General features: G+C 71.1%; 12 protein-coding genes and 1 pseudogene. 12 read left to right on the top strand and 1 reads right to left on the bottom strand.

The window, feature by feature from the left end:
- The 11 genes and pseudogenes from AC13HU_RS12875 to AC13HU_RS12825 form a co-directional block, all read left to right on the top strand.
- Positions 1–287 (top strand): annotated as a pseudogene (locus AC13HU_RS12875) (ABC transporter permease); the annotation flags it as partial.
- On the top strand, positions 274–1,083 hold the full coding sequence (locus tag AC13HU_RS12870; protein ID WP_483041960.1) for an ABC transporter ATP-binding protein: 810 nt from the start codon (positions 274–276) through the stop codon (positions 1,081–1,083). The pseudogene AC13HU_RS12875 and the gene AC13HU_RS12870, both read left to right, overlap by 14 nt.
- Positions 1,084–1,541: 458 nt before the next feature.
- Positions 1,542–2,429 (top strand): squalene synthase HpnC, encoded by an 888-nt coding sequence (gene hpnC, locus AC13HU_RS12865; protein WP_483041959.1) that lies wholly within the window; start codon positions 1,542–1,544, stop codon positions 2,427–2,429.
- Entirely contained in the window at positions 2,426–3,388 is a 963-nt protein-coding gene (gene hpnD / locus AC13HU_RS12860; RefSeq protein ID WP_483041958.1) for a presqualene diphosphate synthase HpnD, read from the top strand. The genes hpnC and hpnD overlap by 4 nt, the downstream gene beginning before the upstream one ends.
- 229 nt (positions 3,389–3,617) lie before the next feature.
- Complete coding sequence (gene hpnE, locus AC13HU_RS12855) at positions 3,618–5,114, top strand: hydroxysqualene dehydroxylase HpnE (protein WP_483041957.1); 1,497 nt, start codon at positions 3,618–3,620, stop codon at positions 5,112–5,114.
- Positions 5,111–6,190 (top strand): polyprenyl synthetase family protein, encoded by a 1,080-nt coding sequence (locus AC13HU_RS12850; RefSeq protein ID WP_483041956.1) that lies wholly within the window; start codon positions 5,111–5,113, stop codon positions 6,188–6,190. The genes hpnE and AC13HU_RS12850 overlap by 4 nt, the downstream gene beginning before the upstream one ends.
- Before the next feature lie 99 nt (positions 6,191–6,289).
- Complete coding sequence (gene shc, locus AC13HU_RS12845) at positions 6,290–8,380, top strand: squalene--hopene cyclase (protein ID WP_483041955.1); 2,091 nt, start codon at positions 6,290–6,292, stop codon at positions 8,378–8,380.
- A 3-nt stretch (positions 8,381–8,383) separates the two neighbouring features.
- The gene (locus AC13HU_RS12840; RefSeq protein WP_483041954.1) at positions 8,384–9,001 is read left to right on the top strand and encodes a phosphorylase family protein; all 618 of its coding nucleotides are present in this window, start codon (positions 8,384–8,386) and stop codon (positions 8,999–9,001) included.
- A gap of 5 nt (positions 9,002–9,006) precedes the next feature.
- Positions 9,007–10,035, top strand: coding sequence for an adenosyl-hopene transferase HpnH (gene hpnH / locus AC13HU_RS12835; protein ID WP_483041953.1), 1,029 nt, complete (start codon positions 9,007–9,009; stop codon positions 10,033–10,035).
- 127 nt (positions 10,036–10,162) lie between these two features.
- Positions 10,163–12,262 (top strand): 1-deoxy-D-xylulose-5-phosphate synthase, encoded by a 2,100-nt coding sequence (gene dxs, locus AC13HU_RS12830; protein WP_483041952.1) that lies wholly within the window; start codon positions 10,163–10,165, stop codon positions 12,260–12,262.
- Entirely contained in the window at positions 12,259–13,695 is a 1,437-nt protein-coding gene (locus AC13HU_RS12825; RefSeq protein WP_483041951.1) for an aspartate aminotransferase family protein, read from the top strand. Before dxs ends, AC13HU_RS12825 begins: the two co-directional genes overlap by 4 nt.
- Positions 13,696–13,761: 66 nt before the next feature.
- Here AC13HU_RS12825 and AC13HU_RS12820 read toward each other — a convergent pair whose 3' ends face one another.
- The gene (locus tag AC13HU_RS12820) at positions 13,762–14,685 is read right to left on the bottom strand and encodes a tyrosine-protein phosphatase (protein ID WP_483041950.1); all 924 of its coding nucleotides are present in this window, start codon (positions 14,683–14,685) and stop codon (positions 13,762–13,764) included.
- A gap of 396 nt (positions 14,686–15,081) precedes the next feature.
- Between AC13HU_RS12820 and AC13HU_RS12815 the strand changes: the two genes are divergently transcribed.
- On the top strand, positions 15,082–15,885 hold the full coding sequence (locus tag AC13HU_RS12815) for an SGNH/GDSL hydrolase family protein (RefSeq protein ID WP_483041961.1): 804 nt from the start codon (positions 15,082–15,084) through the stop codon (positions 15,883–15,885).
- The last annotated feature ends 201 nt before the right edge of the window (positions 15,886–16,086 follow it).

Here is a 16,086-nt window from a genome sequence, read left to right as displayed (position 1 = left end):
TGTCGCAGTTGATGCCGTTCATGTTGCGGACGTGGATGTACATGTCGGGGGTGATGTACTCCATTACGAAGCTGACGACGACGGCGCCGCATCTGCTGCGGATTCTGCTGGATGTGAATCCGGCGGCGGTGTACATCGATCTGATGCGGTTCGCGTTGATCGACAGTGTGACGGCGGCGCAGATGCCGGCGCATGTGTGGCCGATGGCGGTGGCGTGGGCGCTGATCGCCGGGGTGGGCGGGTACATCTGGTTCTGGAAGGCGGAAGAGTCCTATGGCCGTGGCTGAGCAGCCGGCGCTTCCGCCGGTGCAGGTGAGTCGTCCGAAGGTGCCGACGGTGATCGTGGAGGACGTGAACATCGTCTACACGGTGTACGGGGCGGGGACGGGTAAGGGGAGCGCTTCGGCGGCGCTGGGGCGGATGTTGTCGAAGAAGCGTCGGTCGTCGAATGTGCGGCGGGTGCATGCGGTGAAGAACGTGAGTTTCACGGCGTATCGCGGTGAGGCGATCGGGATCATCGGATCGAATGGTTCGGGTAAGTCGACGTTGTTGCGGGCGATTGCGGGGTTGTTGCCGCCGGAGTCGGGGCGGATCTATACGGATGGGCAGCCGTCGTTGCTGGGGGTGAACGCGGCGTTGATGAACGATCTGACCGGGGGCACGAATGTGGTCCTGGGCGGGTTGGCGATGGGGATGTCGCGGGATGAGGTGCGGTCCCGGTACAAGGGGATCGTGGACTTCTCGGGGATCAATGAGAAGGGTGATTTCATCTCGTTGCCGATGCGGACGTATTCGTCGGGTATGGCGGCGCGGTTGCGGTTCTCGATCGCCGCGGCGAAGGATCATGATGTGCTGATGATCGACGAGGCGTTGGCGACGGGTGACCGGGCGTTCCAGAGGCGTTCGGAGTCGCGTATTCGTGAGTTGCGCAAGGAGGCGGGCACGGTCTTCCTGGTCAGTCACAGCAATGCGTCGATCCGGGACACCTGCGAGCGGGTGATCTGGCTGGAGCACGGTGTGATGCTGATGGACGGTCCGACCGAGGACGTACTGACCGCTTACGAGGCCAAGACCGGCAAGTGACGTGATGTCGGGGACCGCGCCGCCCGCCGGCCGGTCCCCTGTCGTCCGCCCTGCCCCGGCCCGCCCTGCCCTGCCCTGCCCTGCCGTACTCTGTCCCGCTCTGCCCGGCTCGGTACCCCCTGCCCCGTGCAGGACCGGGGGCGGGAAGATATTCGGAAAACCCGATCCCCGCCGGATGATCTGGCGGGGATCTGTTGTTGTTGCGGAGGTGTGTTGTCGCCCGCCGATCGGGGCGCGCCCCCGGCGTACGCCGGGTGGGCCCCCGACGTAAGCTGTACCGGTGCTGGGAGCCTGCCGATGATCGATACCCGGGTCCGGGTGTCCGCGAGTGAAGGTGCGGCGTGTCCGAAATGGGAAGTTTCGACGGGGCAGTGTAGAACGGGGGATGTGGCGGCCATGAAGATCGGGACCATCCTGTTCCGGGGCACGTTCGCCGCCTGTGCGCCGGGAAGCCCGCGGTGACCGGGGACGTCACCTCCCGGGCCGTCCTGGACAAGGCCGCGCGCGAGAATTTCCCGGTGGCACCGGTGTTCCTTCCGCGTGCCTGGCGACAGGACCTGATGGCCGTTTACGGGTTCGCCCGTCTGGTGGACGACATCGGCGACGGCGACCTGGCCGACGGCGGCCGGCCCGACGCGGTCCGGCTCGGCCTGCCCCCCGAGGCCGCCGACGACCGGATGGCGATGCTCGACGCCTTCGAGGCCGACCTGCGCCGGGTGTTCGACGGCACCCCCGAGCACCCGCTGCTGATCGCCCTGCGCCCCACCGTCCAGCGGCACCGGCTGACGCCCGAGCCCTTCCTCGGCCTGATCGCCGCCAACCGGCAGGACCAGCAGATCAGCCGGTACGCCACCTATGACGACCTGCTCGCCTACTGCGAGTTGTCCGCCAATCCGGTGGGCCGGCTGGTGCTCTCCATCACCGGCACCTCCACCCCGGAGCGGGTCCGGCGCTCGGACGCGGTGTGCACCGCGCTCCAGATCGTGGAGCACCTCCAGGACGTCGTGGAGGACCTCGGCAGGGACCGGGTGTACCTCCCGGCGGAGGACATGAAACTCTTCTCCGTGGACGAGGCCGATCTCGCCGCACCGAGCGCGGGGGAGAAGGTGCGCGAACTGGTCGCGTTCGAAGCCGCGCGGGCCCGTGACCTGCTGGGCGAGGGCGGTGCCCTGGTCCACAGCGTCCGTGGCCGGCTCAGACTGCTGCTCGCCGGATTCGTCGGCGGCGGCCGTGCGGCATTGCGGGCGGTGGAGGGTGCGGGGTACGACGTGTTGGCGGGTTCGCCCAAGGCCACCAAACCCGTCCTGCTGCGTGAGGTGGGGTCGACATTGCGAAGAGAGGGGTGACCCGGACCGTGAACGGTTCCGCGCACACGTCCGGACAGGTGCTTGCTGCATACAAGTACTGTGAGACCGTGACCGGCCACGAGGCCCGCAACTTCGCCTACGGAATCCGCCTGCTGCCCATGGCGAAGCGTCAGGCGATGTCGGCGGTCTACGCGTTCTCCCGGCGGGTCGACGACATCGGGGACGGCGAACTGCCGCCCGACGAGAAGCTGCGCCGGCTGGAGGAGGCCCGCACCCTGCTCGACCGGGTCGAGGCCCGCGAGGTCGAGGAGGACGACACCGATCCGGTCGCCGTCGCCCTCGCCGACGCCTCCGCGCTCTTCCCCATCCCGATGGGCGGCCTGGGCGAACTCATCGACGGCGTCCAGATGGACGTGCGGGGCGAGAGCTACGAGACGTGGGACGACCTGGCCGTTTACTGCCGCTGTGTGGCGGGAGCTATCGGTAGGGTCTCATTGGGCGTTTTCGGTACCGTGAATGGGCACGATCATGCACGTGCCGCCGAATACGCCGACACGCTCGGCCTCGCTCTGCAACTTACCAACATCCTGCGCGACGTCCGTGAGGATGCCGGGAACGGACGCACGTACCTGCCTGCCCAGGACCTGGCCAAGTTCGGTTGCGCCGAGGGTTTCCACGGTGACACCCCGCCGGCCGGCTCCGACTTCGCCGGGCTGGTCGAGTTCGAAGTACGCCGGGCCCGGGCGCTGTTCGCCACCGGCTACCGGTTGCTGCCGATGCTCGACCGCAGGAGCGGCGCCTGCGTCGCCGCGATGGCCGGCATCTACCGCAGGCTGCTGGAGCGGTTCGCCGCCGACCCCGAGGCGGTGCTGCGCGGCCGGGTCTCGCTGCCGGGCCGGGAGAAGGCGTATGTCGCGGTCCGCGGTCTGGCCGGACTCGACGCCCGCCGTACCGCCCGTACTCCCGCCCCCGTCGCCGATCCGCGGAGGGACGCGTGAGACCGACCCGCGTGCACCCAGCGGGTCCCACCGCGCAGTACGCTCCATCCACCTCGTTCGCCATGCCATCAGCTCAGCCCGCCACACCCGCCCCGTCCCCGCGGCAGGTGCAGTCCCCGCGGTTCGTCCCGCACCCGCCGTCCGACCGAGCAACCTCGTTGACGCGCACTGCGTCACCTTCCGCGACGGCCCGCCGCACCCCGCCTGGTGCGGCCCGAGGAGAGCGCGCATGACGACCACCCGATCCGGCCCGGAAGCCGGCCCAGCCGGCACCGTGGCCGACAGTCCCGAGCCCGCCCGCGGACGGCGCGGCGCCGTCGTGGTCGGCGGCGGCCTGGCCGGGGTGACCGCGGCGCTCGCGCTCGCCGACGCCGGGGTCGAGGTGACCTTGACCGAGGCCAGGCCGCGCCTCGGCGGCCTGGCCTTCTCCTTCAAGCGCGGCGAGTTGACCGTCGACAACGGCCAGCACGTCTTCCTGCGCTGCTGTGCCGCCTACCAGTGGTTCCTGGACCGGATCGCGGCCCGCGACCTGGTGACGCTTCAGGACCGGCTGGACGTACCGGTATTTGACGCCGACACCGGGAAGCTCGGCCGGATCGGCCGGGTGGCGCTGCCGGTTCCGTTGCACCTCGCGCCGAGCCTGCTGCGCTATCCGCACCTGTCGATGGCCGAGCGCGCCTCGGTCGGGCGGGCCGCGCTCGCGCTGCGTGCCCTGGACCTGGCCGACCCGGCGCTGGACCGCGTCGACTTCGGCAGCTGGCTCGCCGAGCGCGGCCAGTCCGCCCGTACCATCGAGGCGCTGTGGGACCTGGTCGCGGTGGCCACCCTCAACGCCACGGCGGACCAGTCCTCGCTGGGCCTGGCCGCGAAGGTGTTCAAGACCGGGCTGCTGTCCGAGCCGGGCGCCGCCGACATCGGCTGGGCCTCGGCCCCGCTCGGCGACCTGCACGACGGCCGGGCCCGCGCGGCGCTGGACGCCGCGGGAGTGCGGGTGCTGCTGCGGGCCCGCGCGGTCGCCCTGACGCCCCGTCCGAAGGCCGCGGACGCGGCCGCCGACGGCGGCGCGGGACGTGACGTCGCACACGCCGGGTGGTGCGTGGACGTCGAGACCGGACCCGGCCGCGGCGAGCAACTGACCGCCGGCACCGTGGTGTTGGCCGTGCCGCAGCAGGAGACACACGAACTGCTGCCGGCCGGTGCGCTGGAGGAGCCGGAAAAGCTCTTGCGCATCGGTACCGCGCCGATCCTCAATGTTCATGTGATCTACGACCGGCAGGTGCTCCAGCAGCCGTTCCTGGCGGCGCTCGGCAGCCCGGTTCAGTGGGTCTTCGACCGCACCCGGAGCTCCGGGCTCACCGGCGGCGGCCAGTATCTGGCGGTCTCCCAGTCCGCGGTGCAGGACGAGATCGACCTGCCGGTGGCCGAGTTGCGCCGGCGCTACCTGCCCGAGCTGGAGCGGGTGCTGCCCGCCACCCGCGGCGCCACCGTCCGCGACTTCTTCGTCACCCGCGAACGCACCGCGACCTTCGCGCCCACCCCGGGGGTGGCCGCGCTGCGCCCCGGGCCCGCCACGCGCGCCCCCGGCCTGTACCTGGCCGGTGCGTGGACCGCCACCGGCTGGCCCGCGACGATGGAGGGTGCGGTGCGCAGCGGCCTGCACGCCTCCCGACAAGCTTTGTCCGCCCTTGGACTGCCCTGCGAATACGGCGTACTGGAGGCGGCATGAGTGCAATTGGTGCGACAAGAGGAGAGAACGTGACCGCTGACAGCGTGATCGCGCTGCTGGAGAACGGCCGCATCCTGACCACCCCCGTGCTTCGCGCGGCCGTGGCACGGCTCGCCCCGCCGATGGACACCGTCGCCTCGTACCACTTCGGGTGGATCGACCAGGCCGGCAGGCCCGCGGACGGCGACGGCGGCAAGGCGGTGCGTCCCGCGCTGGCCGTGCTGTCCGCGCAGGCCGCGGGGGCGCCCGCGGAGACCGGTGTGCCCGGAGCGGTCGCGGTGGAGCTGGTGCACAACTTCTCGCTGCTGCACGACGACCTGATGGACGGTGACGAGCAGCGCCGGCACCGCGACACGGTGTGGAAGGTGCACGGCCCGGCCCAGGCGATCCTGGTCGGCGACGCGCTCTTTGCGCTGGCCAACGAGATCCTGCTGGAGCAGGGCACCGCCGACGCCGGCCGGGCCACCCGCCGGCTGACCACCGCGACCCGCAAACTGATCGACGGTCAGGCCCAGGACATCTCCTTCGAGCACCGCGAGCGGGTCACCGTGGCGGAGTGCCTGGAGATGGAGGGCAACAAGACCGGTGCCCTGCTGGCCTGCGCCTCCTCCATCGGGGCGGTGCTCGGCGGCGCGTCGGAGTCCGACGCGGACGCGCTGGAGGAGTACGGCTACCACCTGGGGCTGGCGTTCCAGGCGATCGACGACCTGCTGGGCATCTGGGGCGATCCGGCCACCACCGGCAAGCAGACCTGGAGCGATCTGAGGCAGCGTAAGAAGTCCCTGCCGGTGGTCGCGGCGCTCGCCGCCGACGGTCCCGCGTCGGAGCGGCTGGGTGAACTCCTGGCGGCGGACGCGAAAAACTCCGGATTGATCGAAACTGATGCCTTCAGTGAGGAAGAGTTTGCCCTGCGTGCGGCGTTGATCGAAGAGGCAGGTGGTCGGGAGTGGACGTCTCAGGAGGCCCGGAGGCAGTACACGACGGCCATCGCCGCACTGGACAAAATGGACATGCCTGAAGAAATCCAACGTAAGCTCGTGGGCCTGGCGGATTTTGTGGTGGTCCGCGAAAAGTAAACAGACAAACGTGGAGCGTATGACGTCGCCGGTCTCACTTATGTGACGGCGGACGGCCGCCCCCAACACCGCAGAAGTCTCAACTGCAAAGGGGAAGCCATGACAGCGACGACCGATGGCAGTCCAGGGACGCCAACCCACCGGACACCTTCGGCCAGTAGCGCCTCGGAGCCGGAGCCTGTTCCAGCCGGCGATACAGAGGCGGCGGCGCAGCGTGCCGTGCAGCGCGCCGCAGACCATCTCCTGGCACGGCAGCACCCTGATGGATGGTGGAAAGGCGACCTCGAAACAAACGTGACGATGGATGCCGAGGACCTGCTGCTGCGGCAGTTCCTCGGCATCCGCGACGAACACGTCACCGCGGCCTCGGCTCGCTGGATTCGCTCCCAGCAGCGCGAGGACGGCGCCTGGCCCACCTTCCACGGCGGTCCGGGCGACGTTTCGGCCACCATCGAGGCGTACGTCGCGCTGCGGCTGGCCGGGGACGACCCGGCCGAGGCGCACATGGCGCTGGCCGCCAAGTGGTCGCGCGGCGAGGGCGGGGTGGCCGCCAGCCGGGTCTTCACCCGGATCTGGCTCGCCCTGTTCGGCTGGTGGAGCTGGGACGACCTGCCGGAGATGCCGCCCGAGGTCATCTTCCTGCCCAAGTGGATGCCGCTGAACATCTACTCGTTCGGCTGCTGGGCCCGGCAGACCATCGTGCCGCTCACCGTCGTCTGCGCCCACCGGCCGGTGCGCCCGGCGCCGTTCGGCATCGACGAGCTGCATGTCGACCCGAGCCGGCCCTACCCGAAGCAGCGCCGGAAATCCATCACCAGCTGGGACGGCGTCTTCCAGCGGCTCGACCAGGTACTGCACGTCTACCGCCGGTTCAGCCCCCGGATGCTGCGCCGCAGCGCGATGAACGCGTGTGCCCGCTGGGTCATCGAGCGCCAGGAGGCCGACGGCTGCTGGGGCGGCATCCAACCGCCGGCCGTCTACTCGGTGATCGCCCTCCACCTGCTCGGATACGACCTGGACCACCCGGTGGTCAAGGCCGGACTCGACTCGCTGGATCGTTTCGCCGTCTGGCCCGAGGACGGCATGCGGATGATCGAGGCGTGTCAGTCCCCGGTCTGGGACACCTGTCTTGCGACCATCGCGCTCGCCGACGCCGGCGTCCCCGCCGACCACCCGGCGCTGGTCAAGGCCGCCGACTGGATGCTCAGCGAGCAGATCACCCGCCCCGGCGACTGGTCCGTGCAGCGCCCGCAACTCGCGCCCGGCGGCTGGGCGTTCGAGTTCCACAACGACAACTACCCGGACATCGACGACACCGCCGAGGTGGTGCTCGCGCTGCGCCGGATCGACCACCCCGACCGGGCCCGGCTGGACTCCGCGATCGACAAGGCGGTGCGCTGGAACGTCGGCATGCAGTCGAGGAACGGCGCATGGGGCGCCTTCGACGCCGACAACACCAGCCCCTTCCCGAACCGGTTGCCGTTCTGCGACTTCGGCGAGGTGATCGACCCGCCGTCGGCCGACGTGACCGCGCACGTGGTGGAGATGCTGGCCGCGCTCGGCCTGGAGCACGACGGGCACACCCAGCGCGGCATCGACTGGCTGCTGCGGGAACAGGAGGACAGCGGCGCCTGGTTCGGCCGCTGGGGGGTCAACTACATCTACGGCACCGGCTCGGCCGTCCCGGCGCTGGCCGCGGCCGGGCTCGCCCCGGACCACCCGGCGATCCGCCGGGCCGTCGACTGGCTGCACGAGGTGCAGAACGCCGACGGCGGCTGGGGCGAGGACCTGCGGTCCTACACCGAGCAGGAATGGGCCGGCCGCGGGCACTCCACGCCGTCGCAGACCGCGTGGGCGCTGATGGCGCTGCTGTCGGCCGGCGAACGGGACACCGAGTCGGTCGAGCGCGGAGTGCGCTGGCTGGCCGACACCCAACTGGCGGACGGCTCGTGGGACGAGCCGTACTTCACCGGCACCGGCTTCCCGCGCGACTTCTCGATCAACTACCACCTGTACCGGATGGTCTTCCCGCTGACCGCGCTCGGCCGCTACGCCCGTGCCGAACCCTTCGGCGCCGGCCACCCGGCGGCCTCGGCCGGCCCGTCCGCCGTGATCACGTCGGGCACCGGCACGGCCAGCACCGGCATGCCCAGCCCCACCATCATCCCGAGCACCGGAAAGGGGGCCTAGTTCGTGGGCCGTCCCCGACCCCCGCTGACCGTGGTGTGCGCCCTGCCGATCGAGCGCTTCGCGCTGCGCAGGGGCACCGCCAAGAATGCCGCGGAGTTCCCGGTCACCGTGCTGCGAACCGGCATGGGACCGAAGAACGCGGAGCGGGTCGTCGCCCAGGCCCTGAAGGACCCGGCGCTGCACGGCGGTTCCGTCCTGACCACCGGCTTCTGCGCGGGGCTCGCCCCCGGCATGCGGCCGGGCGACGTCGTCGTCTCCGACGACGGGCACGAGAGCGCGACGCTCGCCGCCGCGCTCAAGGCCGCTCTCGCGGACCGGGGCCACACCGTGCACACCGGCACACTGGCGGAATCCGATCATGTCGTGCGGGGCGCCGAGCGCACCGCACTCGCGGCGACAGGTGCCATCGCCGTGGACATGGAGTCGGCCGCGATGCGCCGCGCCGCTCTCGCCGAGGGCGCGCACCGCATCGCTGCGGCCCGCGTCGTCGTCGACACGCCCGAGTTCGAACTCGTCCGTGTCGGAACGCTTCGCACCGGGATCATCGCATTCCGAGTGCTCAGAGATCTTGTTCCCGCCTTTCTCGATTGGCACCGCACTACCGCGCTCCCCTGGAGGTGAGCTAGATGGCCATGCCGCTCCGTCAGACCGTCCGCGTCGCGTCATACCTCTTCGAACAGAAAATGGTTAGGCGTCGCGAAAAGTTCCCGCTGATCGTCGAACTCGAACCGCTCTTCGCCTGCAACCTCAAATGCGAGGGCTGTGGCAAGATCCAACACCCGGCCGGGGTGCTGAAGCAGCGCATGCCGGTGGCCCAGGCGGTCGGGGCGGTGCTGGAGTCGGGCGCGCCGATGGTCTCCATCGCGGGCGGCGAGCCGCTCATGCACCCCCAGATCGACGAGATCGTACGCCAGCTGGTCGCCCGTAAGAAATACGTATTCCTCTGCACCAACGCCCTGCTCATGCGCAAGAAAATGGACAAGTTCACACCGTCCCCTTACTTCGCGTTTACCGTGCACATTGACGGCCTGCGCGAGCGGCACGACGAATCGGTGGCCAAGGAGGGCACCTTCGACGAGGCCGTGGAGGCGATCAAGGAGGCCAAGCGGCGCGGCTTCCGGGTGACCACCAACTCCACCTTCTTCAACACGGACACCCCGCAGACGATCATCGAGGTGCTCAACTTCCTCAATGACGACCTCGAGGTCGACGAGATGATGCTCTCGCCCGCGTTCGCGTACGAGAAGGCGCCCGACCAGGATCACTTCCTCGGCGTCGAGCAGACCCGCGAGCTGTTCCGGAAGGCGTTCGGCGACGGCAACCGCAAGAAGTGGCGGCTCAACCACAGCCCGCTCTTCCTGGACTTCCTGGAGGGCAAGGCGGACTTCCCCTGCACCGCCTGGGCGATCCCCAACTACTCGCTCTTCGGCTGGCAGCGCCCCTGCTACCTGATGGCCGACGGCTATGTGGCGACGTACCAGAAGCTGATCGACGAGACCGACTGGGACAAGTACGGCCGCGGCAAGGACGAGCGCTGCGACAACTGCATGGCCCACTGCGGCTACGAGCCCACGGCCGTACTGGCCACCATGGGTTCGCTGAAGGAGTCCATCCGCGCCGCCCGGGAGACTGTCGCGTCCAACCGCGCGAAGTGACCAGGCCGTAATCGGGTACGAGCCATCGGCGACGGCGCAGGCCGCGCCGGTGGCTCGTACCCGCACTGCCACCGGCCGGTCAGCGGCCGGCGATCCACCGCAATCCCGGCAGGAACGAGGTCCACACATGTCGATGCTGGAGAACATCAAAGGCCCGCGCGACCTGAAGGCACTGCCCGACGGCCGGCTCGACGAACTCGCCTCCGACATCCGTCACTTCCTCGTCGACGCGGTCGCCAGGACCGGCGGCCACCTCGGCCCCAACCTCGGCGTGGTGGAGCTGACGATCGCGCTGCACCGCGTCTTCGACTCACCCGCCGACCGCATCCTGTGGGACACCGGCCACCAGTCCTACGTGCACAAACTGCTCACCGGCCGGCAGGACTTCTCCAAACTCCGCAGCAAGGGCGGCCTGTCCGGCTACCCCTCCCGCGCCGAGTCCGAACACGACGTGATCGAGAACAGCCACGCCTCCACCGTGCTCGGCTGGGCCGACGGCCTCGCCAAGGCCAACGAGGTCCGCGGCAGCGACGACCGCGTGGTCGCGGTCATCGGCGACGGCGCGCTCACCGGCGGCATGGCCTGGGAGGCGCTGAACAACATCGCCGCCGCCAGGGACCGCCCGCTGATCATCGTCGTCAACGACAACGAGCGCTCCTACGCCCCCACCATCGGCGGCCTGGCCAACCACCTCGCCACCCTGCGCACCACCGACGGCTACGAGCGCTTCCTGTCCTGGGGCAAGCAACTCCTCCAGCAGACCCCGGTGATCGGCCAGCCGCTCTACGAGTCGCTGCACGGCGCGAAGAAGGGCTTCAAGGACGCCTTCGCGCCGCAGGGCATGTTCGAGGACCTGGGGCTGAAGTACCTCGGCCCGATCGACGGCCACGACATCGCCGCGGTGGAGTCCGCGCTGCGCCGCGCCCGCCGCTTCCACGGCCCGGTGCTGGTGCACTGCCTCACCGAGAAGGGCCGCGGGTACGCCGCCGCCGAGCAGGACGAGGCGGACCACTTCCACACCGTCGGCGCGATGGACCCGCTGACCTGCCGGCCGCTCGCCCCCTCCCCAGGGCCGTCGTGGACCTCGGTGTTCGGCGAGGAGTTGGTGGCCATCGGCGCCGAGCGGCCCGACGTGGTCGCCATCACCGCGGCCATGCTCCAGCCGGTGGGCCTGACGAAGTTCGCCGCCGCCTACCCGCACCGCGTCTTCGACGTCGGCATCGCCGAGCAGCACGCCGCGACCTCGGCCGCGGGCCTGGCCACCGGCGGGCTGCACCCGGTCGTCGCGGTCTACGCGACCTTCCTCAACCGGGCCCTCGACCAGGTGCTGATGGACGTCGCGCTGCACAAGTGCGGCGTCACCTTCGTCCTGGACCGGGCCGGGGTGACCGGGGTGGACGGCGCCTCGCACAACGGCATGTGGGACATGTCCATCCTCCAGGTGGTGCCCGGGCTGCGGATCGCCGCGCCGCGTGACGCCGACCAGTTGCGCGCGCAGCTGCGGGAGGCGGTCGCGGTGGACGACGCGCCCACCGTCGTCCGCTTCCCGAAGGAGACCGCGGGGGAGGCGGTGCCCGCACTCGACCGGGTCGGCGGCGTGGACATCCTGCACCGGCCGGCCGAGGGCCTGCGGCCCGATGTGCTGCTGGTCTCCGTCGGCGCGCTCGCCGGCACCTGCCTGTCGGTCGCCGAGTTGCTGGCCGGGCGCGGCATCGGCGTCACCGTGGCCGATCCGCGCTGGGTCAAGCCGGTCGACCCCGCGCTGGCCGAACTCGCCGCCGGGCACCGGATGGTGGCCGTCGTCGAGGACAACGGCCGTGTCGCGGGCGTCGGTTCGGCGATCGCCCAGGCGCTGCGCGACGCGTCCGTCGACGTGCCGCTGCGCGACTTCGGCATCCCCCCGCAGTTCCTCGCGCACGCCAAGCGGGGCGAGGTGCTGGCGGACATCGGGCTGACCCCGGCGGAGATCGCCGGGTCCGTCGGCGCGTCCTTCCTGCGGCTCGCCGCGCGCACCGGGCCGGGGGTCGAAGCCGACGGTGCCGAGGCGGCCGTTCCGGCGGGCGGCGGTGGTGCCGTACCGGGCGCCGGCTCCGTACCCGGAACCGCACCCGGAAGCGCATCCGGGACCGTACCGGGGCAGGCCGACCCGGCCGGTTCCGACGCCGCGAGACCGGCGCATACTTCGGGTGGCAGCACCCCACGCACGCGAGGAGCAGGTGAACGATGACATCGTCCGACCCGACGCCGCAGCCCGGCACCGCGGTCCCCGGTGCGCAGCCGAAGGGGTTCGACCTGGGCACCCTGCTCGCGGAGCGGGGCGGTGAGCGGTATGACCTGCACACCAAGCACCTGAACCACCAACTGCCGCGGATGCTGCACACCATCGGCTTCGACAAGTACTACGAGCGGGCCGAGGGCGCGCACTTCTGGGACGCCGAGGGCAACGACTACCTGGACATGCTCGCCGGGTTCGGCGTGATGGGCGTCGGCCGCCACCACCCGGTGGTCCGCAAGGCGCTGCACGACGTGCTGGACGCGGGACTGCCGGACCTGACCCGGTTCGACTGCCAGCCGCTGCCCGGACTGCTCGCCGAGAAGCTGCTCGCCCACACCCCGCACCTGGACCGGGTGTTCTTCGGCAACAGCGGCACCGAGGCGGTCGAGACCGCGCTGAAGTTCGCCCGGTACGCCACCGGCAAGCCCCGGGTGCTGTACTGCAAGCACTCCTTCCACGGCCTGACCACCGGCTCGCTGTCGGTCAACGGCGAGGAGGGCTTCCAGGACGGCTTCGCACCCCTGCTGCCCGACACCGAGATCGAGGTCGGCGACCTCGACGCGCTGGCCCGGGAGCTCAAGCGCGGCGACGTGGCGGCGATGATCGTCGAGCCGATCCAGGGCCACGGCGTGCACATCCCCCCGGCCGGCTACCTGCGGTCCGCCCAGTCGCTGCTGCGCGCGCACAAGGCGCTGCTCATCTGCGACGAGGTGCAGACCGGCATCGGCCGCACCGGCCGCTTCTACGCCTATCAGCACGAGGAGGGCGTCGAACCCGACCTGCTCACGGTGGCGAAGACGCTCTCCGGCGGCTACGTCCCGGTGGGCGCGACCCTCGGCAAGGACTGGATCTTCAAGAAGGTCTACTCCTCCATGGACCGGGTGCTGGTGCACTCGGCCAGTTACGGCTCCAACGCACAGGCCATGGTGGCCGGCCTGGCCACGCTGTCGGTGGTCGAGGACGAGCAACTGGTCGAGAACTCCCGGCGGATGGGCGACCTGCTGCGCACCCGGCTGGCCGCGCTCGTCGACGAGTACGAACTGCTGAAGGACGTCCGCGGCCGCGGGTTGATGGTCGCGGTCGAGTTCGGCCGGCCCAAGTCGCTGAAACTGCGCAGCCGTTGGACGATGCTCCAGGCCGCGCGCAAGGGCCTGTTCGCCCAGATGGTGGTGGTGCCGCTGCTCCAGCGGCACCGTATCCTCACGCAGGTCTCCGGGGACCACATCGAGGTGATCAAGCTGATCCCGCCGCTGGTCGTCGACGAGGCGGACATCGACCGCTTCGTCAACGCGTTCACCGACGTCATGGACGACGCGCACGGCGGCGGCGGCCTGATGTGGGACTTCGGCCGGACCCTGGTGAAGCAGGCGGTGGCCAACCGCTGACGGCCCCCACCCGGTGGCGCCCGGAGTCCGGCGCCGCGGGGTGGCCGGTCCGCCGGCGAGGGCGGATCAGTCCGTCAGGAGGCGGGCCTGGAGGCGGGCGCGGGCCGCGGGGGTCAGGGCGAGGCCCTCCTCGAGGTAGCGGTCGACGGAGCCCCAGTGCTCCTCGATGGTGTCGAACGCGGCCCGCAGGTACTCGATCCGGGCCTCGAAGAGCGGGTTGAGCAGGTCGCGGACGGCCGGGTCGATCGCGGTGCCGGTGCTTCCGTCGCCGCGCACCACTTTGTAGCGGCGGTGCTGGGCGTTGCTCTCCAGGTAGTCCGCCTCGATCGCGGAGCGCTCCACCCCGAGGGCGAGCAGGATGATCGCCATGGAGGTGCCGGCCCGGTCCTTGCCGGCGGCGCAGTGCAGCAGCGCGGGCACGGCGGCGCGGTCCGCGGGTGCCACTGCCGCGGTCGCCGCCGCGGTGGCCGCCAGGGTGCTCGCCGCGGTTGTTGCCGGCTGCCGGTCCGCGGCCGGTTCGTCGTCGGCCGGCCCGGCGAGCAGGGCGAGCATGTGGCCGTGCTCAAAGGTGCGTTCGAGGACGAGCTTGCGGTAGGACGCCTCCATCCGCTCCGCGCCCCTGCCGTCGCCGAGTGCGGCGTGCAGCGAGTCGAGATCACCGTCGCGGACGGTCCGCCAGAAGCCCGCGTTCTGCGCGGGGTCGCTGAGCGGGAGGTTGACGTTGCGGGTGCCGGGCAGCGTGACGTCCGGGCCCTCGATCGCGATGTCGTCGCCGTTGCGGAAGTCGAAGATCGTGTGCAGCCCGAGCGAGGTGAGGAAGTCCGCGTCCTGCTCGTCGGCGTGCGCGAGGTGGCCGCTGCGGAAGAGCACCCCCGGCCGTACCCGTCGGCCGTCGGCGGTGGGCAGGCCGCCCACGTCACGGAAGTTGCGCACCCCGGTCAGCTGGGGTTCCGGGCCGGTCGCGGCGGACTGCCGCACTTCCTGCGTCACCGGTGCTCCTTTTCTCCTCGTCGAGGTTCTCTTCGTCGTGGGCCATGCCATGCGTTCGGCGTGCGCCGGCGCGTGTTCTGCGCGTGTTCTGCGCGTGGCGCGGATCGTCGTGAACTGCGCGTATCGCGCCGGACCGTGCCACCGCCGACGATACGGCAGCGCGGGCGACGACGTACCGACCGGTATGTGTCCGGCCGTATTCCATCTGCCGGCGGTTGTTTTCCGTCCGGCCGGGTGGGATGAATCACGTGCCGTCAACCCGTCCTTACGGTCGCGTAGGTCACAGCCCGAGGAGAAAAATGGTCCGACGTGGCTGACGATACGCGGACAGAAGACAACGGAGAGACCGACGAGGAACACCCGGCGTCGCGGGCGCCGACGAGCGGGCCGGGCCGCGTGCTCGCCCCGGCCGCGGCCGGGTTCGGGTCGTACGCGGCGGTGGGGGACAGCTTCACGGAGGGCGTCGGCGACCCCGGGCCCGGCGAGGCGTTCGTGGGGTGGGCCGACCGGCTGGCGGGGCTGCTCGCCGACCGCCGGGCCGGCGGGAGCCCGCCCGGCGACTTCCGCTACGCCAACCTCGCAGTGCGCGGCCGGCTGCTGGACCGGATCATCGACGAGCAGGTGCCCCGGGCGATCACGCTCGCGCCGGACCTGGTCACCTTCTGCGCCGGCGGCAACGACATCCTGCGCCCGGGCAGCGACCCCGACGCGCTCGCCGAGCGGTTCGAGGGCGCGGTCGCGGAACTGCGCGCGGTGGTCGGCACCGTGATGGTCTGTACGGGCTTCGACACCCGCGGGGTGCCGGTGCTCGGCCTGCTGCGCGGCAAGATCGCGACGTACAACGCCCATGTCCGGGCGGTCGCCGACCGCTACGGCTGCCCGGTGCTCGACCTGTGGTCGCTGCGGGCCATCCACGACCGGCGGGCCTGGAGCGACGACCGGCTGCACCTGTCGTCCGCCGGGCATGTCCGGGTGGCGCTGCGGGCCGCCCAGGTGCTCGGCCTGGAGCCGCCGGCCGACCCCGAGCTGCCCTGGCCGCCGGAGCCGCGCCGGCTGCCCGCGCAGGTCCGCCGGGACAACATCCACTGGGCCCGCGAGCATCTGGTGCCGTGGATCGGCCGCCGGTTGCGCGGGGAGTCCTCCGGCGACGACGTGCTGCCCAAGCGGCCGGAACTGCTGCCGCTGGAACCGCGCGGCTAGGACGGGGCCGGTCAGGGCCGCGCCGTGGGCGCCGGGCCGCTAGGGGCGGGTTGCCGGTGCCGATTCGCCATGGCCGGGGCTGCCGCGGCGGGTTGGGGCGCCGGCGCGCGGCCGGGTGCGCGGGCCGCGGGGGCGACCGGTGCGGCCGGTGCGGCCGCCGAATATGTCAATGGGGCGCATGGTGTGCGGCCAGTTCGGCCC

It is taken from the genome of Streptomyces sp. NH27 (assembly GCF_056859195.1).
Note: the sequence above shows the minus strand (reverse complement) of the source record. Positions and strands in the feature narration are given on the sequence as shown.

Coding starts and splice junctions, on each gene's coding strand:
- AC13HU_RS12870 (WP_483041960.1), top strand. CDS start 274: ATGGCCGTGGCTGAGCAGCCGGCGCTTCCGCCGGTGCAGGTGAGTCGT.
- hpnE (WP_483041957.1), top strand. CDS start 3,618: ATGACGACCACCCGATCCGGCCCGGAAGCCGGCCCAGCCGGCACCGTG.
- AC13HU_RS12850 (WP_483041956.1), top strand. CDS start 5,111: ATGAGTGCAATTGGTGCGACAAGAGGAGAGAACGTGACCGCTGACAGC.
- shc (WP_483041955.1), top strand. CDS start 6,290: ATGACAGCGACGACCGATGGCAGTCCAGGGACGCCAACCCACCGGACA.
- hpnH (WP_483041953.1), top strand. CDS start 9,007: ATGGCCATGCCGCTCCGTCAGACCGTCCGCGTCGCGTCATACCTCTTC.
- dxs (WP_483041952.1), top strand. CDS start 10,163: ATGTCGATGCTGGAGAACATCAAAGGCCCGCGCGACCTGAAGGCACTG.
- AC13HU_RS12825 (WP_483041951.1), top strand. CDS start 12,259: ATGACATCGTCCGACCCGACGCCGCAGCCCGGCACCGCGGTCCCCGGT.